The 23,717-nt window shown below is 66.9% G+C and carries 26 protein-coding genes; 10 read left to right on the top strand and 16 right to left on the bottom strand.

Annotated elements, in window-relative coordinates:
• Position 1 precedes the first annotated feature (1 nt).
• The 7 genes from mnhG to P6897_RS00570 all read right to left on the bottom strand — a co-directional run bounded on the left by mnhG (position 2) and on the right by P6897_RS00570 (position 7,306).
• Positions 2–352: a monovalent cation/H(+) antiporter subunit G gene (mnhG, locus tag P6897_RS00600; protein ID WP_112615611.1), complete on the bottom strand. Its 351-nt coding sequence runs from the start codon at positions 350–352 to the stop codon at positions 2–4.
• Positions 349–621 (bottom strand): monovalent cation/H+ antiporter complex subunit F, encoded by a 273-nt coding sequence (locus P6897_RS00595; RefSeq protein WP_114587494.1) that lies wholly within the window; start codon positions 619–621, stop codon positions 349–351. Before P6897_RS00595 ends, mnhG begins: the two co-directional genes overlap by 4 nt.
• Positions 618–1,184, bottom strand: a complete 567-nt coding sequence (locus P6897_RS00590) for a Na+/H+ antiporter subunit E (protein WP_114587495.1) — start codon at positions 1,182–1,184, stop codon at positions 618–620. The genes P6897_RS00595 and P6897_RS00590 overlap by 4 nt, the downstream gene beginning before the upstream one ends.
• A complete protein-coding gene (locus P6897_RS00585; protein WP_274179060.1) occupies positions 1,184–2,749 on the bottom strand; it encodes a Na+/H+ antiporter subunit D in 1,566 nt (521 codons plus the stop codon). Before P6897_RS00585 ends, P6897_RS00590 begins: the two co-directional genes overlap by 1 nt.
• A complete protein-coding gene (locus P6897_RS00580) occupies positions 2,746–3,267 on the bottom strand; it encodes a Na(+)/H(+) antiporter subunit C (RefSeq protein ID WP_269266802.1) in 522 nt (173 codons plus the stop codon). Before P6897_RS00580 ends, P6897_RS00585 begins: the two co-directional genes overlap by 4 nt.
• Entirely contained in the window at positions 3,264–6,176 is a 2,913-nt protein-coding gene (locus P6897_RS00575) for a Na+/H+ antiporter subunit A (protein WP_274179061.1), read from the bottom strand. The genes P6897_RS00580 and P6897_RS00575 overlap by 4 nt, the downstream gene beginning before the upstream one ends.
• 71 nt (positions 6,177–6,247) lie before the next feature.
• On the bottom strand, positions 6,248–7,306 hold the full coding sequence (locus P6897_RS00570) for a LacI family DNA-binding transcriptional regulator (protein WP_282501786.1): 1,059 nt from the start codon (positions 7,304–7,306) through the stop codon (positions 6,248–6,250).
• 56 nt (positions 7,307–7,362) lie between these two features.
• Between P6897_RS00570 and P6897_RS00565 the strand changes: the two genes are divergently transcribed.
• Positions 7,363–8,619, top strand: coding sequence for an MFS transporter (locus P6897_RS00565; protein WP_274179063.1), 1,257 nt, complete (start codon positions 7,363–7,365; stop codon positions 8,617–8,619).
• 264 nt (positions 8,620–8,883) lie between these two features.
• Here the strand turns inward: P6897_RS00565 and P6897_RS00560 are convergent, their stop codons facing one another.
• Entirely contained in the window at positions 8,884–9,429 is a 546-nt protein-coding gene (locus P6897_RS00560) for a TetR/AcrR family transcriptional regulator (protein ID WP_274179064.1), read from the bottom strand.
• A 109-nt stretch (positions 9,430–9,538) separates the two neighbouring features.
• On the opposite strand from P6897_RS00560, the gene P6897_RS00555 reads away from it, so the two are divergent.
• Genes P6897_RS00555 through nucS form a run of 3 tightly spaced genes read left to right on the top strand, consistent with a single transcriptional unit; the run spans position 9,539 to position 11,631 of the window.
• Entirely contained in the window at positions 9,539–10,300 is a 762-nt protein-coding gene (locus tag P6897_RS00555; protein ID WP_274179065.1) for a CPBP family intramembrane glutamic endopeptidase, read from the top strand.
• Between the two features lie 47 nt (positions 10,301–10,347).
• Positions 10,348–10,923 carry a GNAT family N-acetyltransferase gene (locus tag P6897_RS00550; RefSeq protein ID WP_274179066.1) on the top strand — a complete coding sequence of 192 codons (576 nt, stop codon included), beginning with the start codon at positions 10,348–10,350 and terminating at the stop codon, positions 10,921–10,923.
• A 9-nt stretch (positions 10,924–10,932) separates the two neighbouring features.
• Positions 10,933–11,631, top strand: a complete 699-nt coding sequence (nucS, locus tag P6897_RS00545) for an endonuclease NucS (RefSeq protein WP_091501312.1) — start codon at positions 10,933–10,935, stop codon at positions 11,629–11,631.
• A 26-nt stretch (positions 11,632–11,657) separates the two neighbouring features.
• On the opposite strand, the gene P6897_RS00540 is transcribed toward nucS, so the two are convergent.
• Positions 11,658–12,530: an aldo/keto reductase gene (locus P6897_RS00540; RefSeq protein ID WP_274179067.1), complete on the bottom strand. Its 873-nt coding sequence runs from the start codon at positions 12,528–12,530 to the stop codon at positions 11,658–11,660.
• Between the two features lie 90 nt (positions 12,531–12,620).
• Between P6897_RS00540 and P6897_RS00535 the strand changes: the two genes are divergently transcribed.
• The 4 genes from P6897_RS00535 (at position 12,621) to P6897_RS00520 (ending at position 15,385) form a co-directional block, all read left to right on the top strand.
• The gene (locus P6897_RS00535; protein WP_282501785.1) at positions 12,621–13,202 is read left to right on the top strand and encodes a TetR/AcrR family transcriptional regulator; all 582 of its coding nucleotides are present in this window, start codon (positions 12,621–12,623) and stop codon (positions 13,200–13,202) included.
• A 114-nt stretch (positions 13,203–13,316) separates the two neighbouring features.
• Positions 13,317–13,988: an HAD hydrolase-like protein gene (locus P6897_RS00530; protein WP_282501784.1), complete on the top strand. Its 672-nt coding sequence runs from the start codon at positions 13,317–13,319 to the stop codon at positions 13,986–13,988.
• Between the two features lie 174 nt (positions 13,989–14,162).
• On the top strand, positions 14,163–14,654 hold the full coding sequence (locus P6897_RS00525; protein ID WP_282501783.1) for a GNAT family N-acetyltransferase: 492 nt from the start codon (positions 14,163–14,165) through the stop codon (positions 14,652–14,654).
• A 611-nt stretch (positions 14,655–15,265) separates the two neighbouring features.
• Positions 15,266–15,385, top strand: a complete 120-nt coding sequence (locus P6897_RS00520; RefSeq protein WP_282501782.1) for a glutaredoxin domain-containing protein — start codon at positions 15,266–15,268, stop codon at positions 15,383–15,385.
• 99 nt (positions 15,386–15,484) lie between these two features.
• Here P6897_RS00520 and P6897_RS00515 read toward each other — a convergent pair whose 3' ends face one another.
• The 4 genes from P6897_RS00515 to P6897_RS00500 all read right to left on the bottom strand — a co-directional run bounded on the left by P6897_RS00515 (position 15,485) and on the right by P6897_RS00500 (position 18,848).
• Positions 15,485–15,775 (bottom strand): hypothetical protein, encoded by a 291-nt coding sequence (locus tag P6897_RS00515; protein ID WP_282501781.1) that lies wholly within the window; start codon positions 15,773–15,775, stop codon positions 15,485–15,487.
• A 52-nt stretch (positions 15,776–15,827) separates the two neighbouring features.
• Positions 15,828–16,673 (bottom strand): hypothetical protein, encoded by an 846-nt coding sequence (locus tag P6897_RS00510; protein ID WP_282501780.1) that lies wholly within the window; start codon positions 16,671–16,673, stop codon positions 15,828–15,830.
• A gap of 781 nt (positions 16,674–17,454) precedes the next feature.
• Entirely contained in the window at positions 17,455–18,123 is a 669-nt protein-coding gene (locus P6897_RS00505) for an Abi family protein (protein WP_282501779.1), read from the bottom strand.
• 161 nt (positions 18,124–18,284) lie between these two features.
• Positions 18,285–18,848 carry a recombinase family protein gene (locus P6897_RS00500; RefSeq protein ID WP_282501778.1) on the bottom strand — a complete coding sequence of 188 codons (564 nt, stop codon included), beginning with the start codon at positions 18,846–18,848 and terminating at the stop codon, positions 18,285–18,287.
• Between the two features lie 179 nt (positions 18,849–19,027).
• Between P6897_RS00500 and P6897_RS00495 the strand changes: the two genes are divergently transcribed.
• Positions 19,028–19,363, top strand: a complete 336-nt coding sequence (locus tag P6897_RS00495) for a metalloregulator ArsR/SmtB family transcription factor (RefSeq protein WP_269268778.1) — start codon at positions 19,028–19,030, stop codon at positions 19,361–19,363.
• Positions 19,364–19,569: 206 nt separating this feature from the next.
• Positions 19,570–21,450, top strand: coding sequence for a cation-translocating P-type ATPase (locus tag P6897_RS00490; protein WP_269268777.1), 1,881 nt, complete (start codon positions 19,570–19,572; stop codon positions 21,448–21,450).
• 180 nt (positions 21,451–21,630) lie between these two features.
• On the opposite strand, the gene P6897_RS00485 is transcribed toward P6897_RS00490, so the two are convergent.
• The 3 genes from P6897_RS00485 to P6897_RS00475 form a co-directional block, all read right to left on the bottom strand.
• The gene (locus P6897_RS00485) at positions 21,631–22,221 is read right to left on the bottom strand and encodes a vitamin K epoxide reductase family protein (protein ID WP_114587693.1); all 591 of its coding nucleotides are present in this window, start codon (positions 22,219–22,221) and stop codon (positions 21,631–21,633) included.
• 105 nt (positions 22,222–22,326) lie between these two features.
• On the bottom strand, positions 22,327–23,265 hold the full coding sequence (locus P6897_RS00480) for a cation diffusion facilitator family transporter (protein WP_114587694.1): 939 nt from the start codon (positions 23,263–23,265) through the stop codon (positions 22,327–22,329).
• Positions 23,265–23,651 carry a metalloregulator ArsR/SmtB family transcription factor gene (locus P6897_RS00475; RefSeq protein ID WP_210006400.1) on the bottom strand — a complete coding sequence of 129 codons (387 nt, stop codon included), beginning with the start codon at positions 23,649–23,651 and terminating at the stop codon, positions 23,265–23,267. The genes P6897_RS00480 and P6897_RS00475 overlap by 1 nt, the downstream gene beginning before the upstream one ends.
• Positions 23,652–23,717: the final 66 nt, after the last annotated feature.

Genomic DNA, 23,717 nt, shown 5'->3' with positions numbered 1-23,717 from the left:
GTCAGTCGCGGGTGTCGCTCGGAGCCGGGGCGTCGGCGAACTCGTCGACGAAGAGCGACTCACCGTCGAGCGTCTTGTTGCGGTACGCCTGACGTCCGACCATGTGGGCCGACAGCGGCGCCGTCGCGAGCTGGATCAGCGCCACCGGCACGAGGAAGGCCACGACCGGCCACGAGTGCAGCGAGACCCCCACGGCGATGCAGATGAGGATGAAGCCGAGGACCTGGGGCTTCGTGGCGGCGTGAAGGCGGGTGGGTACGTCGCGGAAACGCAGCAGCCCGATCGCCGCCGTGAGGCACAGCAGCGCCCCGATGAGGACGAGCACGAGGGCGATGACGTCGGTGATGCTCATGAGGCGTCCGTGTTGTCCTTCCGCGCGACGAAGCGCGCGATCGAGATCGAACCGAACACGCCGACCGCGGCGACGATCAGCAGCACGGGCAGGGTGCGGGTGTGATGGTTGATCGCCATCTCGGCGCCGAGCGCGCAGATCACGAGCGTCAGCAGCACATCCGAGGCGACCGCGCGGTCGAGGATCGACGGGCCGACGATGATGCGCCACAGCGTCAGCAGCGCGGACACCGCGAACACGACCGAGATGACGACGACGAGCCAGGTCATGAGCGCTCCCTCCGCAGGTCCGACAGCTGGTGCGCCTGTTCCTTCGATCCGACCGCTCGGACGATGCGCTCCTCCCAGTGTTGGATCTCGCGCCGCTGGTGCTCGAGCTGCTCCTGCGTGCGGATGCCGATGGCGTGCACGTACAGGATTCGGCGGTCGCGGTCGATGTCGATGATCAGCGAGCCGGGGATGAGGGATGCCGTCACCGCGACGTGCGTCATGATCAGGTCGTCATCGGTGCGCAGCGGCACGGCGATGATCGCGGCGCCCGGCTGACGGCGCGGATCGATGACCTGCCAGGCGACCAGCAGCGATCCCTTGACGAGCGAGAGGAGGAACTCGAGGAAGAAGACGACGCCCCACCAGATGTTGACCCGGCCCGACAGCTCGACCGGCGGCAGCCGGAACACGCGCGTCACGAAGAGGGCCACCACGATGCCGGTCAGCGCCGCGAGCACGGTGAACTGACCCCACAGCAGCATCCACAGCGCGACGAGCCAGACGAAGAACGGCAGCTGTCGCCAGAGCGCGGTCGCAGCGTTGCGTTTGGCGTCGCCCATCATCACTGCACCTCCTGCTCGAGCTGACTGATCGTGACCGGCTGCAGGAGCGATTCTCCGATGGCGGCGCAGAGGTCGTACAGGGGTCCGGCGAACACGGTCAGCGCGACCGTGACGGCGACCATTCCGGCCGTCGCGGTCGTCATGATGCGCGGGATGACGCGCTTCTCGGTCTGAACGTCGGCCCCTTCGGCATCCCCGAGGTAGGCGATGCGCGCGTCGGTCTCGCTCTCGCCCTCTCCGACCTCGTCCTTCTCGCGCCAGAACGACAGGTTCCAGGCGCGCATCAGGGCGTAGAGCGTGAGGAGCGAGGTGATGATGCCCGCGACGATCAGCACGTACATCAGCGGACTGCCCTCGTCGGCGGCCGCGTCGAACAGCGCGTACTTGCCGATGAAGCCGGAGAAGGGCGGGAGACCGCCGAGGTTGATCGCCGGGATGAAGTAGAGCACGGCCAGCAGCGGCGCCGCGCGCATGAGGCCCTTCACCTTCAGGATCGAGGTCGACCCGGCCCGTCGTTCAACGAGACCGACCGCCAGGAAGAGGGTCGTCTGCACGACGATGTGGTGGACGATGTAGTAGATCGTCGCGCCGACGGCGGCCGGCGTGGCTATGGCGAGGCCGAAGATCATGTAGCCGATGTGGCTGACCAGCGTGAACGACAGGATGCGTTTGAGCTCGGCCTGCGCGACGGCGCCGAGCACCCCGACGATCATCGTCGCCAGCGCGACGATCAGCAGCAGCGTGTTGACGCTGTTGTCCTGGAAGATCTCCGTCTCGGTGCGGATGATCGCGTACACGCCGACCTTCGTCAGCAGCCCCGCGAACACCGCGGTGACGGGAGCGGGCGCCGTCGGATACGAGTCGGGCAGCCAGAACGACAGCGGGAAGACGGCGGCCTTGATGCTGAACGCGAGCAGCAGCAGCAGGTGCAGGACGAGCTGCGTCTCCTGCGGCAGCTCCGTCATCCGCTGCGAGAGCTGCACCATGTTCACGGTGCCCAGCGCGCCGTAGATCGCCGCGATCGCCGACAGGAACAGGATCGACGACACCAGCGAGACGACGATGTAGACGACGCCCGTGCGGATGCGCGACTCGGTCGACCCGAGCGTGATGAGCACGTACGACGCGACGAGCAGGATCTCGAATCCGACGTACAGGTTGAACAGGTCGCCCGCGATGAAGGCGTTGAAGATGCCCGCCGAGAGGATGAGGTACGACGGGTGGAAGATCGAGACCGGCGTCTCATCGTCACCGTCGGCGGCGCCCTGGCCGACCGAGAAGAGCAGGACCGCGAGCAGGACGACGCTCGAGACGACGACCAGCAGCGCGGCCAGCCGGTCGACGTAGAGCACGATGCCGAACGGGATCGGCCACCCGCCGACCGAGACTGCGATCGGCACGCCGGTGGCGTTGATGACGTTCAGCAGCACCGCCGCGATCACGAGCGTCGCGGTGAGCGTGACGATCGAGACCCCGACCTGGATGCGGCGGCGGCGACCGAAGATGAGGGCGACCGCGGCCCCCAGCAGGGGCAGCGTCACGAGGAGGGGAACCAGGGCGCTCATCGGTCTCCTCCGGGGCGATCGGTGGGCGCGTCGTCGCGCAGCGCGTCGAAGTCGCGCGAGTGCAGCACGGTGATGGGTGACGTCTGGTCGCCGACGAAGTCGGTCGTCGCGTCGTCGTCTTCGTCGGTGATCTCCTGCTCCATCGCCTCCTCGTCTTCGGCCATGCGATCGCGCACGGCGAGGTCGGCCTCGTCATCCTCGACCGTGTCGGCCTGACCGAGCTGCCAGGAACGGTAGATCAGGGCGAGCAGGAAAGCCGAGACGGCGAAGGTGATGACGATCGCCGTGAGGGTCAGCGCCTGCGGCAGCGGGTCGCTGAACTCGGCAGGGTCATCGGCCGAGCCGTAGAACGGCGCGACACCGGGCGCCCCCATGACGACGAGGAGGAACAGGTTGGCCGCGTTGCCGAGCAGCAGGAAGCCGATCAGCACGCGGGTGAGGCTGCGCTCGAGCATCGCGTAGACGCCGGCGGCGAAGAGCACGCCCATGATGATGATCAGGATCAGTGAGACGTTCATCGGGCGAGCTCCTCTCGCTCCTTGCGCTGCCGGTCGACTTCCGCGCCCAGCGAGCGGAGCACGTCGAGGACGAGCCCGATGACCACGAGGTAGACGCCGACGTCGAAGATCGTCGAGGTGACGAACTCCACGTGGCCGAGAACGGGCAGCTCCGCCTCCCAGAACGTGCTCGTCAGGGCGGGCGCACCGAAGAAGAGGGGCACGACCGCGGTACCGACAGCCAGCGCCATCCCGACGCCCAGCAGTCGCCCGGCATCCGTCGGAGCGGCAGCCCCGAGCTCGTACGGTCCGCCCGCGACGTAGCGCATGACGAGCGCCATCCCCGCGACGAGTCCGCCGGCGAAGCCGCCGCCCGGCAGATTGTGGCCGGCGAAGAGCAGATACAGCGACACGACGATGATCGTGTGGAACAGGATGCGGACGATCACCTCGAGCATGATCGAACGCGTCTCGGGGCGGAGCTTCTGCCCGCCCACGAGCCAAGCCTGCCGCGACGATCCCGATCCGGCGCGGGGCCGCGGCCCCTCTGACGTCTCGACGAGCGGACGGCGCGTGCGCAGCGCGCCGGTGGGCAGCGACGAGATCGCACGAGAGAGCGTGTCGGAGCGATGCGTCACGAAGACGAGCGAGGCCACACCCGTCGCCGCCAGGATCAGCACCGACAGCTCGCCCATCGTGTCCCAGCCGCGCAGGTCGACGAGGGTGACGTTGACGACGTTCTTGCCGTGACCGATCTCGTACGCGAGGTCGGGGAACGCGGTCGAGATGGGCTCGGCGACACGGGCGCTGGTCGCGACGATCGCCACGAGCGCCATCGTCGCACCGACGCCGATGCCCAGCAGCGCGCGCCCGATCGGCCAGACCGAGGCATTGTGGTCGCCCATCCGCGAGGGGATGCGGCGCAGCACCAGCGCGAAGGCGATGAGCGTGACCGTCTCGACCAGAATCTGCGTCAGCGCGAGGTCGGGCGCACCGGCCGACGCGAAGAGCGCGACCATGCCGAGCCCCGTCACCGACACGAGCACGACTCCGGTGTAACGCTTGCGGGCCCGCACCGCGATGATGCCCGCGATGATCATGATGGGCGCGACGAAGACCTGCATCGGCGAGTGCCACGCGGCGAGATCGGCCTGCCAGCCGCCGTGCGCGATGAGCGCCGTGCCCTCGGCCGCGACGAACACGACGAAGATCGTGCCCACGTAGACCGGAAGCGACCCTCGCTGAGTGAGCGACGTCGTCCACACCGAGGTCCGCACGATGGCGCGAACCGTCCCGTTGTAGGCGTCGACGGCGGTGAAGGGCAGCCAGCGACGCTGCGTGCCCGGGCGCCGCCCGACGAACCAGAACAGCACGAGACCGGCGAGGATGCTGCCGACCGAGAGGAACAGCGCGGGTTCGAAACCGTGCCAGAGGGCGAGGTGGTACTCGTAGCCGTCGGCTCCCGCCGCCTCGGGCATCGTGGCGGCGTAGCCCGAGAACGCGGCATCGAGCAACGGTGCGGCGATGCCCCCGACGACGGTGAGGCCGCTCAGCAGCACCGGGGCGGCGAGGAATCCGATCGGCGGATCGGGCCACTCCGTGCGAGGCAGAGTCGCGCCTGCGGCATCCTTCTTCGTGAAGAACGCGCCCCACACGAAGCGTGCGCCGTAAGCCGTGGTGAGCAGCGAGCCGAGCACGATGCCGATCAGCGGTGCGAGGGCGAGCGGATCCGTGCCCCCCTCGAGCAGCGACGAGAGCGCGGCTTCCTTCGCGACGAAGCCGATGGTCGGTGCCACGCCCACCATCGAGGCGATCGCGATGATCGAGAAGACCGCGAGCGTCGGCGCCTGGCGCCCCACTCCCGAGAGCTCACGGATGTCGCGGGTCGACAGCTGTCGGTCGATGACGCCGACCACGAGGAACAGCGACGACTTGAACAGCGCGTGGCCGACGAGCAGCGCCAGGCCGGCCAGGGCGGAGTTGCGCTCGCCATAGCCGAGAACGACCGTCAGCATGCCGAGCTGGCTGACGGTGCCGAAGGCGAGGATGCGCTTGAGGTCGGACTCGCGCAGGGCCTGCAGACCTCCGAGCAGCATCGTGAAAACGCCGAGCCCGATGACCATGGGACGCCACGGGTCCTCGTGCGCGAAGGCGGGCGCGAGACGGGCGATCAGATAAATGCCGGCCTTCACCATCGCTGCGGCGTGGAGGTAGGCGCTGACCGGGGTGGGCGCGGCCATGGCGCCGGGCAGCCAGAAGTGGAAGGGGAAGATGGCCGACTTGCTCAGGGCACCGACGAGCGTGAGAGCAATCGCGATGCTGAGGAGCGCACCTTCCGGTGCTGGGGAGGAGACGATCGTGCTCAGGCTCGTGGTGCCGTAGAGCACGACCAGCATCACGACGCCGATCAGCATCACGAGACCGCCGAGGGTGGTGACCAGAAGCGCCTGGAGCGCCGCACGGCGGCTCGCTCCTCGGCCGTTGTAGAACCCGATGAGCAGGTAGGAGAGAACGCTCGTGATCTCCCAGAACATCACCAGCACGACGATGTCGTCGGTGAGAACGAGTCCGTACATGGCGCCGGCGAAGGCGAGCAGCACGGCCGCGAACTGCCCGACGCCGACCTTCTTGCCGTCGAAGTACCAGCGGCAGTAGATCATCACGAGCGCACCGACGCCGGTGACGATGAGCGTCATGATCCACGCGAGGGTGTCCATCCGCATCGACAGAGCGATGTCGAGCTGAGGGATCCAGGCGTATGACTCGAACGGAATGCCTCCGCTCAGAACCTCAGGAGCGCGACGGGCCGCGTCGACGAACGCTGCGATGGGCAGGAGTGCTGCGACGAAGAATGCGCGGGCGCCGATCCGCTTGATCAACCACGGCAGAACCAACGGAAGAACCGCGAACGCACCGAGGAAGATCAGCAACAGGCCTCCTCTGGGCGTGGGGGGTCGTGTCACCCATCTTACCGACAGGATGCCGGTCTACGGTCGATCGGCTAAGACTTGACAGCAACCGGCCCCGTCGTGTTCCCCAGACGGAACGTACTCGTGAACCATTGCGAGTCGGGCGTGTCTCCGGCTAGGAGCGCTGCCACAGCCTCGCCGGCGGCTCGCCCCTTCTGCCACGCCGGCTGCACGAGTGTGGTCAGTTCGTAGGGCGCGAGACCGTCGACCACGATGCCGTCGAAGCCCGTGATGCTGACATCCTCCGGTACCCGCAGCCCGGCCTCCTCCGCAGCGCGCAGCACACCCACCGCGAGCAGATCGCTCTGCGCGATGACCGCCGTCGGATGCGGGCCGTCGCCCGCGAAGAGCGCGCGTCCGACTGCCGCGCCGGCGTCGATCGAGCTGTCCCCGGCGGCGTAGGCAGCGGCATCCGGAAACACGTCGCGGAATCCGGCGAGCCGGTCGGCCACCACGTCGACCGACGTCGTGCTCTCGTCGTCGCGCGACAGCCAGCCCGACTCCGATCCCCACCGCACCGGCATCGTCACCGCGACGACGTTCGTGTGCCCGAGATCGCGCACGTGCTCGGCTGCGAGGCGCTGCGCCTCGCGGTTGTCGAGCGCGATCCGGGGCACCCCCTCGCCCCCGTCGCCTTCGATGACGACGACCGGGATGCCACGGGCCCGAACGCTCGCGAGGTGGTCGCGCAGCAGCGCGCTGCATCCGATCAGCACGGCGGCGTCGATGGGAGCCGTCATGAGCGTCGGCTCGCCCGCGACGACGCTGCCCTCGCGTAGCAGCAGCAGTCCGGCGCCGATCGGGGCGACCGCGTCGGCGAGCGCGTCCATCGTCGTCCGCATGACGGGGTCGCCGAAGACGCTGCCGAGCCGCCCGCCGCTGACCACCCCGATGATCCCGCTGCGTCCGCGCCGGAGCGACGCCGCGCGCGGGTCGGGTCCGAGGTATCCGAGCTCGGCGGCGGCCGCGAGGACCTTCGCGCGGGTCGCTTCGCTGACGGGCGTCTTGCCGCTGAAGACGACGGATGCCGTCGACGGCGAGACCCCGGCCGCATGCGCGACGTCCGAGATGGTGGGCCGACGTGCGTTCACGCCCCGATCGTACCTGGCCGTAGTGCAACGTCGAATCGATTCGGTACGCTGACCCGGTGACCGATGTGCTCTCCCGTTCCGTCTACCTGCGCTGGCGCAACGCCGTCTTCGCGATCTTCGCCGCGAGCGGCCTGAGTATCGCCACCTGGGCCGCGCGCGTACCCACGATCAAGGAAGACCTCGGCATCGAGAACCGCGAGATCGGACTGGCGCTGCTCGCGATGGGGATCGCCTCGATCCTCGGGCTCTCCGCGAGCTCCGTCATCATCGCCCGGCTCGGCACCCGCACCGGCATGTTCGGGGTGCTGATCACCCTGTCGATCGGCCTCGCGATCCTCGGGCTCGGCAGCGGCTTCTTCCACTCCTACGCCATGCTCATCGTCGGGCTCGCGCTCTTCGGGTTCGGCAACGGATGCCTCGACGTCATGATGAACGTCGACGGTGCCGCCATCGAGACGCAGTCGGGCAAGACGATCCTGCCGCTGTTCCACGCCTTCTTCAGCTTCGGCACCGTGATCGGCGCAGGGCTCGGCGCGATCGCCGCGAGCCTGCACATCGGCGTCGCCATCCACGCCGTGACCATCGCCGCACTCATCGTCGTGCTCGCGATCGTCGCGATTGCGAACGTCCCCCGCCGCGCGGTGACGGATGCCGTCGCCGCCGACGTCGCGGCGCCGGAGGCGGCCGCCGACGGCCCCGCGCCCGGGTGGCGTCAGCGACTCGCGGTGTCGCTCTCGGCCTGGCGCGAGCCGCGCACCTACACGCTCGGCATCATCATGCTCGGCATGGCCTTCGCCGAAGGCGGTGCGAACGACTGGCTCGCGCTCGGCGTGGTCGAGCACGAGGGCGGAACCGCCGCCATCGGCGCCGCGGCCCTCACCGTCTTCAGCGTGTCGATGACCGTCGTTCGCGTCTTCGGCGGACCCCTCGTCGACCGCTTCGGCCGCGTCGCGACGCTGCGCGTGCTCGCCGTCGCCGCGACAGCCGGCATCCTGCTGTTCATCCTCGCCCCGAACCTGCCGCTCGTCTTCGTGGGAGCCGCACTGTGGGGCATCGGGGCGTCGCTCGGCTTCCCGCTCGGGATGTCGGCCGCCGCAGACGACCCCGCCCGCGCGGCCGCCCGCGTGAGCGCCGCCGCGACGATCGGTTACGTCGCGTTCCTGTGCGGACCGCCGATCCTCGGATTCATCAGCGACCACATCGGCCTGCTGCCGACGCTGTTCATCCTGGTGGTGCTCGTCGCGGCATCCGGTCTCGCCTCGTCGGCCGCGAAGCCGCTGCCCGGAGCCAAGGTCGGCGCCGGCCGCCACTGACCCGTCGCGCGAGGTCCGCGCCGCTTCACCGCGCCGCGAGGTCCCAGTTTGGCCGGGTATCCCGTCGCCATTCCGGCCCAACTGGGACCTCGGCGGAGCGGTGAAGCGGGCGGGGGCAGATGGCCTGACGGACGAGTCGGGGTCGTGTGAGCCGAGCCGGTCCCGCCCGGTCAACAGGCTCAACCGTGCTCGCTGACGGCCCGCGGGGCTTCAACGGCAGGTGAGCCTGACGACGGGACAACCGGCAGATGCCGGCGCGGTAGCTCAGAACCGCGGCAGCGGCACCCCCATGCCGCGAAGCAGGGCGCGCACCGCGTCGACAAGCAACCCGGTGGGGACGGGCGCGGCGAGCGCGTCGGCTGCGGCTCCGTCGAAGAGCCAGCGGATCGCGCGAGCCTGGCCGGTGCACCTCGCCGGGTCTGCATCGAGAGCCTGCGCGAGGTACTGCGTGAGGAAGTCGTCGATCGCCGCGGTCTCGGCGGCGAGCGATTCGCGGACGGGCTCGAGCCGTTCGACGTCGCCGATCGCCCGGACGAGCCCGGGGTACAACTCGTCGGCGAGCTCCGCCTCGAGGTGCGCGGCATAGGCCAGAACGGCATCCATACCCGCTGCCCGCTCAGTGATCTCGGCGAGCGCCCGTTCCGTCTCGGAGCGCCCGGCCTCGAGCACTCCGACCAGGAGGTCGAGCTTCGTCGGGAAGTAGTGGAACAGCGTGCCCGACGACACGCCCGCGCGACGGTGGATCGACGCAGTGGTGGCGGCCGCGTATCCGGATGCGGCGAACTCGGCGGCCGCCGCATCCAGGATCACGGCACGCCGCTCCTCAAAGCGTTCAGGATCGCGACGGCGTGGCACGGGAGCCACCCTAGCCCGCGAAGCTTTACTAGAGCAGCAACTCTAGAGCGGTTACTCTGATGTCGTGGAATCGGAATCGAACCCCGCCACGGCACCGACGAACGCGACACCGCCAGAGCCCCGGCACCAGCCGCAACGGCCGCAACCGCCCCGCCCCCGCGCGCTCGCCTGGACGACCGTCCTGGTCGGCATCGGTCTCGCGTGGTCACCGATGTGGCTACCGGAGGTGCTTCGCGCCGTCGGAGCCGACCCGCGCCCCCCGCTCGCGGCGATCGGGCTCGCGGGACCGGCGGCCTCGATCTTCTGGAACTGCCTCGCGACGGCGCTCGTCCTCGCGTGGGTGTTCGGTGTCGAGCGGCGCGGGCTGTCGTCTCTGCGCATCGTGCGGCCGACTGGCAAAGACCTCGAGTGGGCACTCATCTTCTTCGGTGGCGCCATGGCCTGGAGCTGGCTCGCGCAGCTCATCCGTCCGCAGAACGCACCCGACACCGGCTCCGCCACCATCGCGGCGCTCCCGATCCTGGTGGTCGTCGCGATGATCCTGAGCGCTGCGATCTGCGAAGAGATCCTGTTCCGCGGCTATCCCCTCGAACGATTGACCGAGCTCACGGGGCGACGCTGGGTCGCGGTCGCCACGACGCTTCCGTTCTTCGTCGTGCCACATCTGTTCACCTTCGGACCCGAGTGGCTGCTCTACCACGCGAGCGGAACCGTGGCGATCTACGTGCTGTACCTCTGGCGCCGCAACCTCGTCGCCTGCATGGTGCTTCACGCCGCCGTCAACGCGCCGATCCTCATCCCGACCGTCGCTGCGCATATCGGCTGAACACGCGGGCGCGCGCCCGCGCCGGCACTCTGCCAGGATCATCCGCGATGACGATCTCCACACAGCCCTGGTACCTCCCGGCATCCGACACCGGCGTCCACCTCGACATGATCCCCGAGCAGGTTCTCCATGCCCTCGGGGCAGGTGACACGGCGAACCTCGACCCGATCTACGCCAACCCGTTCCTCACAGGCCCGGAATGTGACTGGCTCTGGCGGCACCGCAGCGCACAGGTCGGGAACGCGCCTGGTGACGCTCCGTGGATCACCCGGCTCATCATCGATCCCCAGCGCGACGCCGCCGTCGGCGTGGCCGGCTTCCACGGCCCGCCGGATGCCAGCGGCATGGTCGAAGTCGGGTATCGCGTCGACCCCGCGCTGCGGCGCCGCGGTTATGCACGACAGGCTCTCGAGACCCTGCTCGACGTGGCACGCAGCCACCCCGATGTGCGCACGGTGCGCGCGACGATCAGCCCTGACAATGTCGCGTCACGAGCGCTCATCGACGGTTACGGGTTCGTCGAGCGCGGCGAGCAGTGGGATGACGAGGATGGTCTCGAGATCATCTACGAGCTCTCCGTCGCCGACGCCGACGACGCCGCCGCCGCCAGCGACAGCGCTTAGGCTCGACGGGTGCGTCTGGTCATCGCCCGCTGCTCCGTCCAGTACACGGGGCGCCTCAATGCTCACCTTCCGCTCGCCACCCGTCTGCTGGTGCATAAGGGCGACGGAAGTTTGCTCGTGCACTCCGACGGCGGGTCGTACAAGCCGCTGAACTGGATGAGCCCGCCGTGCACGCTCACGGTCGAGACGCCCGAGGACGACCCGGATGTCGAGGAGCAGGTCGTCGAGCAGTGGCGGGTGACCCACGCGAAGTCGGGCGACACCCTCGTCGTGCGCATCTACGAGATGATCCACGACTCGTCCCACGAGCTCGGCGTCGACCCCGGTCTCATCAAGGACGGCGTCGAGGCCGATCTTCAGCGCCTGCTCGCCGAGCAGGTCGAGGTGATCGGTGAAGACCTGACGCTGGTCCGCCGCGAGTTCCCGACCGCGATCGGACCGGTCGACCTGCTGCTGCGCGATCCCGCGGGCGGAACGATCGCCGTCGAGGTCAAGCGCCGCGGCGACATCGACGGTGTCGAGCAGCTCACGCGCTATCTCGAGCTGCTCGGCCGAGACCCGCACCTCGCGCCCGTCACCGGGGTGTTCGCGGCGCAGGAGATCAAGCCGCAGGCGAAGGTGCTCGCCACCGACCGCGGCATCCGCTGCGTCACGCTCGACTACGACGCCATGAAGGGCATCGAGTCGGGCGCGCCGCGCCTGTTCTGACGCGACGCGCCCGCAACCGCGAGCCGTCAGGAGCCGAGCTTCGACAGCTCCTCGAACTCGTCGTCGGTCAGCTCGATCTCGGCGGCGCGGAGGTTGTCCTCGAGGTGCGCGACGCTCGAGGTGCCCGGAATCGGCAGCATGACCGGCGAGCGCTTGAGCAGCCACGCGAGGGCGATCTGGGCGGGGGATGCCTGCTTGCGCTCGGCGAGCTCGCTGAGCGGCGAGTCGGCACCGGTCAGGCCGCCGGTCGCGAGCGGGAACCACGGGATGAAGCCGATGCCCTGCTCCGTCGACCAGTCGAGGAGTTCCTCGGCATCCCGCTTCTGCAGGTTGTAGAGGTTCTGCACCGACACGATCGTGGCGATCTGCTGCGCGGCCTTCACCTGATCGACGGTGACCTCGGAGAGTCCGATGTGGCGGATCTTGCCCTCGTCCTGGAGCTTCTTCAGCTCGCCGACCTGGTCCTCGAGGGGAACCTGCGGGTCGATGCGGTGCAGCTGGAAGAGGTCGATGCGGTCGAGTCCGAGGCGGCGAAGGCTCATCTCGGCCTCCTGGCGCAGGTACTCGGGGCGCCCGAGCGGCGGCCACTCGTTGGGCCCAGTGCGCGTGAGGCCGGCCTTCGTCGCGATCACGACGTCGTCGCCGTAGGGGTGCAGCGCCTCCTTGAGGAGCTCCTCGGCGACGTAGGGGCCGTACGAGTCGGCGGTGTCGAAGAAATTCACGCCGAGCTCGACGGCGCGCTTGAGCACGCGGATCGCCTCGTCGTGATCCTTCGGCGGACCCCAGACGCCGGGGCCGGTGAGCTGCATCGTGCCGTAGCCGAGGCGGTTGACCTCGAGGTCGCCGCCGATGCGGAAGGTGCCGGAAGCGTGGGCTGAGGACGTGCTGGATGTCGTCATGAGGATGTCAGCGCGCGGGAGCCGCGAGACATTCCCGCCACCCGCATAGCCACCCCGGCGGGCCTCATGAGCGAGACCCATAATGGGGCGGTGCCGAAGATCACCGCTGCGACCGTCGCAGAGCACCGCGTCGCTCAACACGGAGCGCTCCTCGCCTCGGCGAAGGCGATCATCGCCGAGGCCGGCGTCGCCGCCATCACTCCGCGTTCGGTGTGCGAAAGGGCGGGCCTGTCCCGGTCGAGCTTCTACGAGTACTTCCCCTCCAAGGACGACCTCCTCGCCGCGATCGCGATGCAGGCGTTCGAGGAATGGGGTGCGGAGCTCGAGGCCGCGATGGATGCCGCAGCCCCCGGCCGCGCTCGCCTGCACGCCTACGTCACCGCGACGATCCGGATGACGGCCGACGGTAAGCACACGCTCGCCACGGGCCTCCAGCAGACCGACATCTCGCCGAAGAACGTCGAGGCGATCATGGCGATGCACGACGCCCTGACGGCGCCGTTGCGTCACCTCCTCGAAGAGCTGGGAATCCCGGATGCCGCAACCCGGGCGGCCCTCGTGCAGGGCGTCATCAACGCCGGCATGCAGCTCGTGGAGCACGGGGTCGACGCCGACGATGTGATCGCGGGAGTCATCGGGGTACTCGACAGGGGCGTGCACGGCGACCTTTGACCTCGTCCCCCGTAGGTGACAGCCCGCCGGCAAGACACTGCGACCGCGTGCTGGAGATGGTCGACGGCACCCTCACGCCGTACTCCGTGTCATCGCGCACGTAGGGTGGGACCTATGACCCGATCGCCGTTCTCCTGCGTGCTGTGGGACATCGACGGCACGGTCGTCGATGCGTCCGAAGGCATCCTCCGCCGCCTCACGATCACGCTCGCGCACTTCGGCCACCCGGCCCCGACGCACGACGAGCTCATCCACTGGATCGGCCCGCCGATGCACGAGTCGTTCCAGACGAACCTCGGGATGACGCCCGAGAAGGCGACCGAGGCGGTGTCGTTCTACCGCGTGCTCGGCAAGGCCGACGGCTACACGACCGGCGCACGCCTCTACCCCGGCGTCGCCGACCTCATGGTCGAGCTGGATGAAGCAGGGGTGCCGCAGTCGACGGCGAGCTCGAAGCCCGAGATCCAGGTGCGCGCGCTGATGGAGCACTTCGGCCTCGCACCGCGCCTGCGCGAGATCGTCGGGGCCACGAGCGACGAGAAGACGCTGAGCTCGAAGTCGGACATCGTGGCGGAGGCTCTCCGACGCCTGGCCGCCGACGGCATCGACGTCTCGCGGCCGGTGCTGATCGGCGACCGTCACCACGACGTCGAGGGCGGCGCCGCGAACGACGTGCCGGTCATCTTCGTGTCGTGGGGCTTCAGCACTCCCGAGGAGGCGAACGGCGCGATCGCCGTGGCAGCTGACATCGACGAGCTGCGTACGCAGCTGCTTCCTGCCGGCTGAGCGTCGGGGCACTCCCCCATTCGACGCCCGGGCTGCGTGCCAGAAATGCAGCGCCCGGGCGTCGACGGATCCCCCCGGATACGTCACGCGATGCGTGACGGGATAACTGTACTGATCTTCGCCGCGCACCGATACCCGTAAATGAGACGGATTTCATCCGCGTAGCGTGCCGGTGTGACTCACGTGGATCTCCGCCCCTTCGACGATGACGACGCGGATGCCGTCTTCGAGATGATGCGCGACCCGGATGCCGTCGCCCAGGCCGCCTTCACTGCCGACGACCCCTCCGACCGCGCCGCGTTCGATGCGTGGCTCGAGCGGCACCGCGCCGACGACCGGGTCTCGATGTTCGTCGTGACCGATGACGGCGGCTTCGCCGGAACCGCCGCGGCCTTCACCGTCGACGGCGATCGCGAGGTCACCTATTGGATCACCCGCCACGCCCGAGGTCGCGGTGTCGCCTCGGCCGCGCTGCGCCTGCTCGTCGCCCGCGAAGCGGAGCGCCCGCTCTATGCCCGGGTCGCCGCCGACAACGCGGCATCCATCGCCGTACTCACCAAGAGCGGCTTCAGCGAGATCCGACAGCAGCGGGCATACGCCCCCGCCCGCGGCGAAGAGATCGACGAGTTGGTGTTCGCGCTGCCGCCCACCCTCGACGGAATCTGACGCGACTGTTCGATGTCGGGCGAGCCGTCAGGACCCGACATTGTGGCGGCGAGCGGGACTCAACAGAATCGCCTCCATCGCTGCTTGGTACGCCTTCCTTCGTAGGCAGCTCCCCGACTGGGAGCTCTTGCTCCGACCACCAGGTCGGCAGCCCGCGCTCGTTCCGCTTCTCTTCGAGGTGGTCGATGACCTCCTCTAGAAGCACGGCGTTCGAGACGCCGGCGTGCTGGGCGAGCTGATTGAGCCGGTCCTTCGAACCCGCTTGATCGCCCAACCCCGGCTCCCTGGGTTCTCACGCGAACCCCACGGGAGACGACGGTCGGTCATACCGCGACACCAGCCATAGACCGAGCGAGTCGCGAGTAACACGCCGCGTGTTGCCATAGATCAAGACAGAGTGACACGGACGTGTCAACTACTTGAGCTGCCGGCGCCGGCGGCAGCGGGGGAGCGCGTCGGCTCGGAACGCCTCAAGGGTGCTGCGCGGATTCCTGCGGAATCCCGGCGGGGCCAGTCCTTGACCCGCTCCGAGCCGACGCGCGGGCGGCAAGTATCAGCTGATGGCGAAGCATCGGCTGAACGGCCGAGGACCGCAGAGAGGATCACGGGCGATGAGCATTCATGTCACGGTGTACGGGGCCGAGGGCTGCACGAAGTGCACGAACACCTGCACAGCGCTGCGCCTGGCCGGTATCGACTTCGATCTCGTCGACGTCCACGCCGACGCCTGATCGACGAGCTGCGCGTTGCCGGCGTCCACGAGCTTCGTTGGTCGTGACCGACAACGGCGACAGGTGGCGGCGCACCATGACCTTCGCCGGAGCGTTCAGTCAAAATCTGCTGCTGGGGCGGTCTTCGGCTTCACCGAGAGCACGGTTTAGCTGAGCTAGTTCATCTCGGACGCGCTGGACCTTCTCGGGAGTGAAGTACTGGATGCCTAAGGAGGAGACGGCTTGGGCAATCGCTGTGTCGAAGCGATACTCGTGCTCGATTGCTTCGCTCAGGTGATCGCCGGTTGGGAGGCGAAGAACGAGGTCCAAAAACCGTGAGGGGTCGTTGAGAACGTCGAGATAGGCGTTCAACAGACGCTTTCTCTCGATCTGTAGTTCGCGATGATTCATCTGGACACACTATCCGGGTGACTCGACCTGAAGTCGAGCCCCCCGGATACCCTCAGAACGTCGCGCCCGATGTGCCCGTGTGAACGACGGTGTAGGTGTGGCTGTTTCGCAGGAACCACAGTGGCTGACCGGGATCATGGTAGGTCGTGATCTTCCCACTCAGCTCGACGTGGTACTTCGTGCCGGGCGCCGAGCCGTGCTGGTAGTTTTCCTCGAAGATCAGCGGGCCTGTTCCCATCCCTCGAAACTGTGCGCTGTCACAGTTATTCCAATCGTGCAGAACCTGGTCAAAGAGGGGGAGCTCGTAGTAGGTCTTGCACTCCAGCGGATTGACCTCAATGAGTGAACCGGCGATTGCGCGGACTTCACCATCAAGAGTGACAGTGGGATACTCGTTGATATTGTACGAGAATTTAAGTTGAACGGCGCCTACGACCGGCCCACAGCCGGTTCCGTCGGGACGACAATATCCGTAGTCGAGCTTCTCGTCCAGGTACCAGATTTTCCCGATCACTCGCCCGTCTCGGATTGCGGGGGCACGTAGAGCATCAGCCTGCACTCCGCCACGGCTGACATCCGTAGACTCCGAGGCCGTCGCTTCGGCCAGAACTGCTCGAAGGTCCGCGGCGGACGCGCTGTCAAGGTTGGCTGACTTCTTCTCGACGAATGCTGTAGCTCCAGCGCTTTCGCCTTGCGCCACCAGCTGCCGAACGGCTGCCTCTACCGGATCCTCGTCAGCAGATGCGAGGTAAGGTGCACAATCTCCAGCTTGCTTCTCATCGATACTGCACGGCTGTGCTGCGGTGCCACTCGCCCATGCAGGAGTTACCGCGGCGGTAGCAAGGATCGTCAGAACCGCGGCAGAGAGTGCAGCACGGGTCAGAAGTCTCGTTTTCAACTGATTCCCCCATAATGTGATTCGGTCGAGCCGACCGTTTCACGATTTATGCCAGGAAGCAACGAAACGATCGAGGTTCCTCAGTTGGGAGATCGAAACATCCCCTCATTGGGCAGTTATCCCGATGATCGAGAACTGGGCTCTCGACAGCTCACCCGCCGCGGCGGCCGACGGTCGCAAGAGCAACCAAGCGGTACCGGATACCCCGATAATCAACGTTATGTCAGGTTCCTGACATATGTCCGGTTGCGTGCCCCTAGATGGGTGCGTGAACGCACGCGGCCGCTTGGGGCATCCGGCGATGGGGCTAGCGCTTAAGGCTTGTGGAAGCTCATGGTTCAGAAGGTCAGGAGGCTGACCAGGTTGTTAGTCCACTTGACGTCGGCATGAGTACGCAGGTACGGCTGCCCGTTTTGCGGCCTGACAACCCCGACTGCTACACGAGCGCTCCCAGCGCCGACGTAGGCCTTCCCTCCGTTGTCGATCCAGGCAACCAAGGTGGGCTTGTCGCTGTGCTTGACTTCGCCCGTCTGCTCGCTCTTCCATTTTGTATGAGACGATCTCGTCCTCCGTCTTCCGAGTCCCCCCGAAACGGACGTGTGTGATCTGGATGGACATGGCCCCTCGCTTCCTGTCGCAACACTGCGGCACTGAAACGGATCATGGCACGAAGGCACGACAGCCCAGTCCGGTCAGTTCGCAAACGGCCGCATGAGAACGCGAACGTGGCGACAACGTGGCTACGCGCCGGTGAGCGATTCGCGCTCGTCGGCCGGAGAAGCTACACGGGCTTGACCGCCAACACCCCTGGTACAGCCGACTGCGCGTCGACCCAGCTGCTCAGGTCAGGATCGATGAAGCTTGTAACAAGCAGGATGTCGTCATATCGACCTTGAAGGTCCTGCGACCAGATGCGGTGGTGGTGCCCGATGCGATTGCGAAGGTCGCGAAGCCGACTGACAGGCTCTTGCACCGTGTCCTGCGCTCTGTCAGGAGCGTGTGGGAACCCGGTCGCGATGTCCGGCCAGAACCGCATCTGACTCTGGGAGACCATCTGGTGCCAGAACCCGAAGGAGATCTCCGAGATGACTTGGCTTGGCGTAACCGGCTTCTGGTTCTTTGTGACGCGCCTCTTCGCGGTGTCAACGTCGACGTACGGGTACCGATGCTTAGTGGGTGGGTTTCTGCGACCGAACTCACGATGGTCGTCCGAGATCCAATGGCTCGCGCGCCCGAGTTGCGCGTGCCGGTCTGACATGCGGGCATCGATGGTGTTGCGCAGTGCCACCTCGAGGTGTCCGAGCGAACCCCAGAACGCCGAAGCAGCCTCGACGTTCCACTGGTAGAGCTCCTCCGCCCTCGCAGTGTCTCCGCGCGCTTCGGAGAGATAGTGTTTCAGCCGGTCCGGGCCGAAGTGTTGCTCGTAGAACGCCCAACGCTGATTGACCATCGTCCCCCACTCACGTAACATGTAACGCAACACCCCGGAACCGTCCCTGTAGGCCTCGCAAAGGTCAGATCACACGGCCGGGGTTCTGCTTTTCTACCAGGCGGTCACGGGTGCCCGCGACCGCTAGCGCTGGGAAGTCTGCAGGCGGCACTCACGCTTGCTCAGTCGCGGGGAGATAGAGCGCGTCGAACGCTCGACGACCCTACCCCGAGGACCCGTCCGATACTCTCCCAGCTGTGATGCTCGGCGCGTAACTGTCGAGCCGCCGCGATTCGCTCTGGAGTCATCACGCTCGGGCGGCCGCCGACACGTCCCTGGCTGCGGGCGTACTCGAGACCTCGCTGAGTGTTGTCCCGGATCGTGTCCACGCGCAGCTGCGCGAACACGGCCACGATCCCGAACAGCGCACGACCCATAGGCGACGTCGTGTCGATCATCGGCTCGGTGAGACTCACGATGTTCACCTGGCGCGCGTCGAGATCCTGCAGCGTCTCAATCAGGATGCGCTCACTGCCGGCGAGACGATCGAGCCGGCGGACCTTGAGGGTGTCCCCCGGCCTCAGGTAGTCGAGACATGCCAGCCACTGCGGCCGATCGGTGACGCGGCTCGATTCGCCATGGTCGACGAAGACACGTTCGCAGCCGGCGGCGCGGAGCTCGGCGGACTGAGCATCCGGGTTCTGCTCCCGCTTCGAGACCCGGGCGTACCCGACTTCATGTGCCATGCCGAAAACGGTACCGCCAGGGTTCCGGCGCGAAACGGTTTCGGCAGGGGGTTTTGGCGGATCGATCCTCGGCGTGTCGCGCAGCTGCTCATCGACGCCGACGAGCCCACCAGAAACGATCGTTTTCGGCAGCCTGGTAGATCTATGTTACTGGTCAGCGTTCGCTGTATATTCATCTGGTGCTGACTGTTGCTTCTCGTCTCGATGTGATGAACCGTCTGGGTCGCGCGATGGCGGATCCTTCTCGCTCGCGGATCCTTTTGGCGCTCTTGGACGCGCCCGGCTACCCAGCGGAACTCTCGCGTGACCTCGATCTGACGCGTTCAAATGTCTCCAACCATCTGACGTGTCTGCGGGGGTGCGGTTTGGTTGTTGCGACGCCGGAAGGGCGTCGTACGCGATACGAGATCGCAGACCCGCATCTCACCGTGGGCCTGCGGCACATGCTGGAAGCGGTCGTCGCGGTCGATAAGGGCGTTCCGTGCACCGATGAGAAGTGTGAGTGCTGCGCATGAGTGAAGAGTGCTGTGGCCCGGACGAGCCCCGCAAGACCCGCACCATTCAGCGCATCGAGCTGACACGTCCCCGTGCTGCGGGAGGCGCGTGCTGTGCTCCCGAGCCGGTACACAACACCGTCCCGACCCAGGCTCACGAGGAAGGCGACGCGTGCTGCGGTCCGGCCCTGCCTTCGAAGGGCAGCAGGGGTGACGATGAGCACGAGGTGCGTCCGCCGTGGTGGCGCGATGTCGCCCTGCTCCCCTCCGTACTCTCCGGACTATTCCTGATTGCTGGCTACGCGCTCGAGTGGGCGGGTATCGAGCTCCTCGCCCTCGTGCTGCAATGGGCTGCTCTGCTGGCCGGAGCCTATACGTTCGTCCCCGGTGCGTTCCGCCGGCTGATCCGGGGACGGCTTGGTGTCGGGCTGCTGATGACCATCGCCGCGATCGGTGCGGTACTCCTCGGCCACGTTGGTGAGGCTGCGACTTTGGCGTTCCTGTTCTCGCTGGCGGAAGCTCTCGAGGACCGGGCGATGGATCAGGCGAAAGAGGGTTTGCGTGCGCTGCTGTCCCTGATTCCCGAGACCGTGCGTGTCTCGCGTCTCGCTGGCGACACGACGATCCCGGCCGCGGACGTCCGTGAACTCGACATCCTCGTCGTCGGGGCGGGTGAGCGTGTCGCGACCGATGGTGTTGTCGTCGAAGGCCGATCGAGCCTGGACACCTCCGCGATCACGGGAGAGTCCATCCCCGTCGACGTGTGCCCCGGCACTGCGGTCGCGGCCGGCTCGGTGAATGGTGCATCAACGCTGCGGATCGAGGCGACCGCGGATGGGCGCGACAACTCGCTCACCCAGATCGTGTCCCTCGTCGAGCAAGCCCACGCCCGCAAGGGCGACCGCGCACGGCTCGCCGACCGGATCGCCCGCCCCCTGGTCCCCGTAGTGCTGATCGCCGCGGCCCTCGTTGCCGTGTTCGGGTTCATCGTGGGAGATCCGGCGACCTGGATCGAGCGTGCACTCGTCGTCCTGGTCGCCGCATCTCCCTGCGCTCTCGCGATCGCCGTGCCGGTCACGGTGATCAGCGCTATCGGCTCCGCGTCCAAGTTCGGCGTCGTGATCAAGTCCGGGGAGGCGTTTGAGCAGCTCGGCACCATCCGTGCGGTCGCGCTAGACAAGACCGGAACCCTCACCCGCAACGAGCCGGCCGTCGTCGACGTGCGCCCCGCAGCCGGCATTTCACGGGCCGAGCTGCTGACCTGGGCGGGAGCAGTCGAAGCGACAAGCAGCCACCCGCTTGCCGCCGCGATCACCGCGGCCGCACCCGGTGCAGCTGCGGCCGCGGACGTGGTCGAAGACGCCGGCCACGGAATCACCGGCCGCGTCGACGGCACCCTGGTCCGCGTCGGGAACGCGCGGTGGCTCGCCCCCGGTGCACTCAGCTCGGCCGCTGATGAGATGGGCGAAGACGGCATGACAGTGGTCGTCGTTGAAGCGGGCGGCAAGATTGCCGGACTCATCGGCATCCGTGACGAACTGCGCCCGGAATCCGCAGAGACCGTGCGACTGCTGCAGGATGCCGGTATCGGGATCACGATGCTCACCGGGGACAACGAACGCACCGCTCGCGCGATCGCCGCACAGGCGGGCATCGCCGACGTCCGCGCAGAGCAGCTCCCCGCAGACAAGGCCGCCGTCATCGAACAACTCGCAACCGCGCGCCCGACGGCCATGGTCGGTGACGGCATCAACGACGCCCCAGCCCTTGCCACCGCCACTGTCGGGATCGCCATGGGACTGAAAGGGTCGGCTGCTGCGATCGAGTCCGCCGACGTCGCCTTCACCGGGAACGATCTCCGCTTGATCCCCGGCGCCCTCGCCCACGCCCGTCGCGGCCGCCGAATCATGACCGCGAACATCGTGCTCGCCCTCGCGATCATCGTCGTCCTCTTCCCACTCGCGCTCTTCGGTGCGCTCGGGCTGGCCGGCGTGGTCCTCGTGCACGAGATCGCAGAGGTGTTTGTGATTCTCAACGGCGTGCGTGCCGCGCAACGCCCTGCCGCTCTGCGCGCCCGCGCCGCAACGCCCGAACCCGCCCGCGTCTGACCCCCCTCGGCGACAACCACGTCACCGATCTGGAGCCTCCATGAGGACGAACACGACAATGAGCACGAGCACCACAACCATTGAGCCGTGAAGACACCTGCGCCGCGGTCCCGGCCCAGCAAGGTTGTTCCGAGGACATGTGCCGGCTGTCGACAAAGCCGAGTGGACCAAAGCCCCGGCTCAAAGAAGAGTAGCTAGAACGTCCAGACGGACCTGCGCGACGGCAGCGATAGTCATATACGCCACGATGGTGATCAGTGTTAACCATGGCCAGAGTCGCTGTCCGAGCCGTGCCGTTCGAGCACCGAAGATGCCGGTCCGGGCGTTCCTACCCGTGGTGAAAACAAATAGCGGAATGGTGATGACCCAAACGACCATGCACCACGGGCAGAGAGTGCCAAGCACATAGATGCTCTGGCCGATCAGCCAGAGCACGAATGCGAAGGCGCCTGCGACACCGATATTGAACACGGCCCAGTACCAGCGGGCGAGGTTGGGTGCCGCCCAGAGGGTTACACCAGCACAAAGCACGAGTGAGAATCCGATCAACCCCAGGAAGGGATTGGGGAAGCCAAGAACAGCACCTTGCGCGCTATCTAGGTTTGCAGAACACTGCACCAGAACGGACAGGTCGCAGCCCACGCTCGCGTTCGGGTTCTGCAGCTTCTCGAGCTTCTCTATGGAGAGCGCGAGTGAAGCGGTAAGGCCGATGACGCCGACGCTCGCCAGAAATCCAGCGAACAACGGCTCGCGTACAGGTTGTGTGGTCATTCGAAGCTCCGCGTGAACGAGCGCCGCTGAAACGCGGCTGTACTGCTACCTCTGATCATCGCGTTGAGGTAGTTGAGGTCGGGTGATGTTGCCGCTTTAGCGCCGTCACGCATGAGTGACAGAGGCTTGTTCTTCTTCCTGGATGTGATCCGTTTCGATCTGGAAGGTGGAATGCAGCACGGACACTTCGAAGTGCTCGGCGACGCACTTCTTCACGTCGAGCAGTACGTTTGCGGCATGACCGTCAGTGAAGCATTGGTCTTCGACTACCACGTGCGCGCTGATGGTGGGAAGCCCCGTCGCGACGGTCGAAGCGTGCAAGTCATGGATGTCCTTGACGTGATCGAGTTCAAGAATGTGCGCGCGGACGTCGTCCAGGTCTAGGCCGGGCGGGGTGAACTCCATCAGCACACTCGTGGTTTCCCGGAGAAGTTTGAATGCCCGGGGAACGATGAGTGCCGCAATCAGCAGCCCGGCGATCGCATCGGCTTGAAGAAAACCGGTGGTAGCGATAACGATCGCCGCCACGATCACGCCAAGCGATCCGAGAGCGTCGTTAAGAACTTCAAGGAACGCGGCTCGCATGTTGAAGTTCACGCCGCGGCTTGAAGAGAGCAGGACGATCGCGATGATGTTTGCCGTGAGACCGATGATGCCGAAAATTAGCAGCTCGGCGGCAGGGACCTCCGGTGGTTCAAACAGACGTCGAACGCCTTCGACGGCCGTATAGGTTCCGACGACCAGCAGCAGGGCTGCTTGTCCGAGCGCGGCGATGACCTCAATGCGCCGAAAGCCCCAGGTGCGTTTGGCGTTGGCCGGACGCAGCATGAGGGTCGCGGCGATGAGGGCGACCAATAGCCCGGATGCGTCAGTGATCGCATGCGCAGTGTCGGTGAGAAGCGCGAGGCTGCCGGTGACCACGGATCCGACTGCCTGGGCCGCGACAATGACTGCGGTGATACCGAAAGCGATCCACAGCTTCCTGCGGTGATCGCCGGGCTGGCCGGCTTCCGGGGCGGGGCCGTGAGTGTGTCCAGCGCCCATTACCGGAGCTCCGTTCTCTCGCTGTGTAGGTGGTGCGGTTGACGCAGGTGTGCGTGCAGTTCGGCGTGGGTCCCTGTGGCGCTCAGCAGGGTCTGAGCCGCGTTGATCAGCGCGGCCGTCGCATTCGGCTCCGTCAGGGCGTACCAGGATGACCGCCCCTCTGGGCGGACGGTGATCAGGCGACACTCGAGCAGGAAGCCCAGATGCTTGCTCACGGTGGACTGTGCCAGGCCGACGTGCTCAACCAAGTCACGCACCCGATGCTCACCGGAAGCAAGGTGCTGCAGCACGGCGAGCCGAGTGGGGTCCCCCAGCGCATCGAACAAATGCGCATACACGCTGGTAGCACCTTCGTCCAATATCACCTCGTCCATATTCATCGTCATGCGGCGATGATATCGCCTATAGGGGTCACTCGCCTCTGAATCACGAAACCGGGAAGGGTTATCGTT

Source organism: Microbacterium sp. BDGP8, assembly GCF_029991045.1.
In the GTDB taxonomy this organism is placed as follows: Bacteria; Actinomycetota; Actinomycetes; order Actinomycetales; family Microbacteriaceae; genus Microbacterium; species Microbacterium plantarum.
The sequence above is the reverse complement of the archived record's forward strand: the minus strand, read 5'-3'. Positions and strand labels throughout refer to the sequence as shown.

Excerpts from the sequence above, each read along its gene's own strand:
- mnhG (WP_112615611.1), bottom strand. The coding sequence starts at position 352 with ATGAGCATCACCGACGTCATCGCCCTCGTGCTCGTCCTCATCGGGGCG.
- P6897_RS00595 (WP_114587494.1), bottom strand. The coding sequence starts at position 621 with ATGACCTGGCTCGTCGTCGTCATCTCGGTCGTGTTCGCGGTGTCCGCG.
- P6897_RS00590 (WP_114587495.1), bottom strand. The coding sequence starts at position 1,184 with ATGATGGGCGACGCCAAACGCAACGCTGCGACCGCGCTCTGGCGACAG.
- P6897_RS00585 (WP_274179060.1), bottom strand. The coding sequence starts at position 2,749 with ATGAGCGCCCTGGTTCCCCTCCTCGTGACGCTGCCCCTGCTGGGGGCC.
- P6897_RS00580 (WP_269266802.1), bottom strand. The coding sequence starts at position 3,267 with ATGAACGTCTCACTGATCCTGATCATCATCATGGGCGTGCTCTTCGCC.
- P6897_RS00550 (WP_274179066.1), top strand. The coding sequence starts at position 10,348 with ATGACGATCTCCACACAGCCCTGGTACCTCCCGGCATCCGACACCGGC.
- P6897_RS00540 (WP_274179067.1), bottom strand. The coding sequence starts at position 12,530 with ATGACGACATCCAGCACGTCCTCAGCCCACGCTTCCGGCACCTTCCGC.
- P6897_RS00530 (WP_282501784.1), top strand. The coding sequence starts at position 13,317 with ATGACCCGATCGCCGTTCTCCTGCGTGCTGTGGGACATCGACGGCACG.
- P6897_RS00520 (WP_282501782.1), top strand. The coding sequence starts at position 15,266 with ATGAGCATTCATGTCACGGTGTACGGGGCCGAGGGCTGCACGAAGTGC.
- P6897_RS00515 (WP_282501781.1), bottom strand. The coding sequence starts at position 15,775 with ATGAATCATCGCGAACTACAGATCGAGAGAAAGCGTCTGTTGAACGCC.
- P6897_RS00505 (WP_282501779.1), bottom strand. The coding sequence starts at position 18,123 with ATGGTCAATCAGCGTTGGGCGTTCTACGAGCAACACTTCGGCCCGGAC.
- P6897_RS00500 (WP_282501778.1), bottom strand. The coding sequence starts at position 18,848 with ATGGCACATGAAGTCGGGTACGCCCGGGTCTCGAAGCGGGAGCAGAAC.
- P6897_RS00485 (WP_114587693.1), bottom strand. The coding sequence starts at position 22,221 with ATGACCACACAACCTGTACGCGAGCCGTTGTTCGCTGGATTTCTGGCG.
- P6897_RS00480 (WP_114587694.1), bottom strand. The coding sequence starts at position 23,265 with ATGGGCGCTGGACACACTCACGGCCCCGCCCCGGAAGCCGGCCAGCCC.
- P6897_RS00475 (WP_210006400.1), bottom strand. The coding sequence starts at position 23,651 with ATGACGATGAATATGGACGAGGTGATATTGGACGAAGGTGCTACCAGC.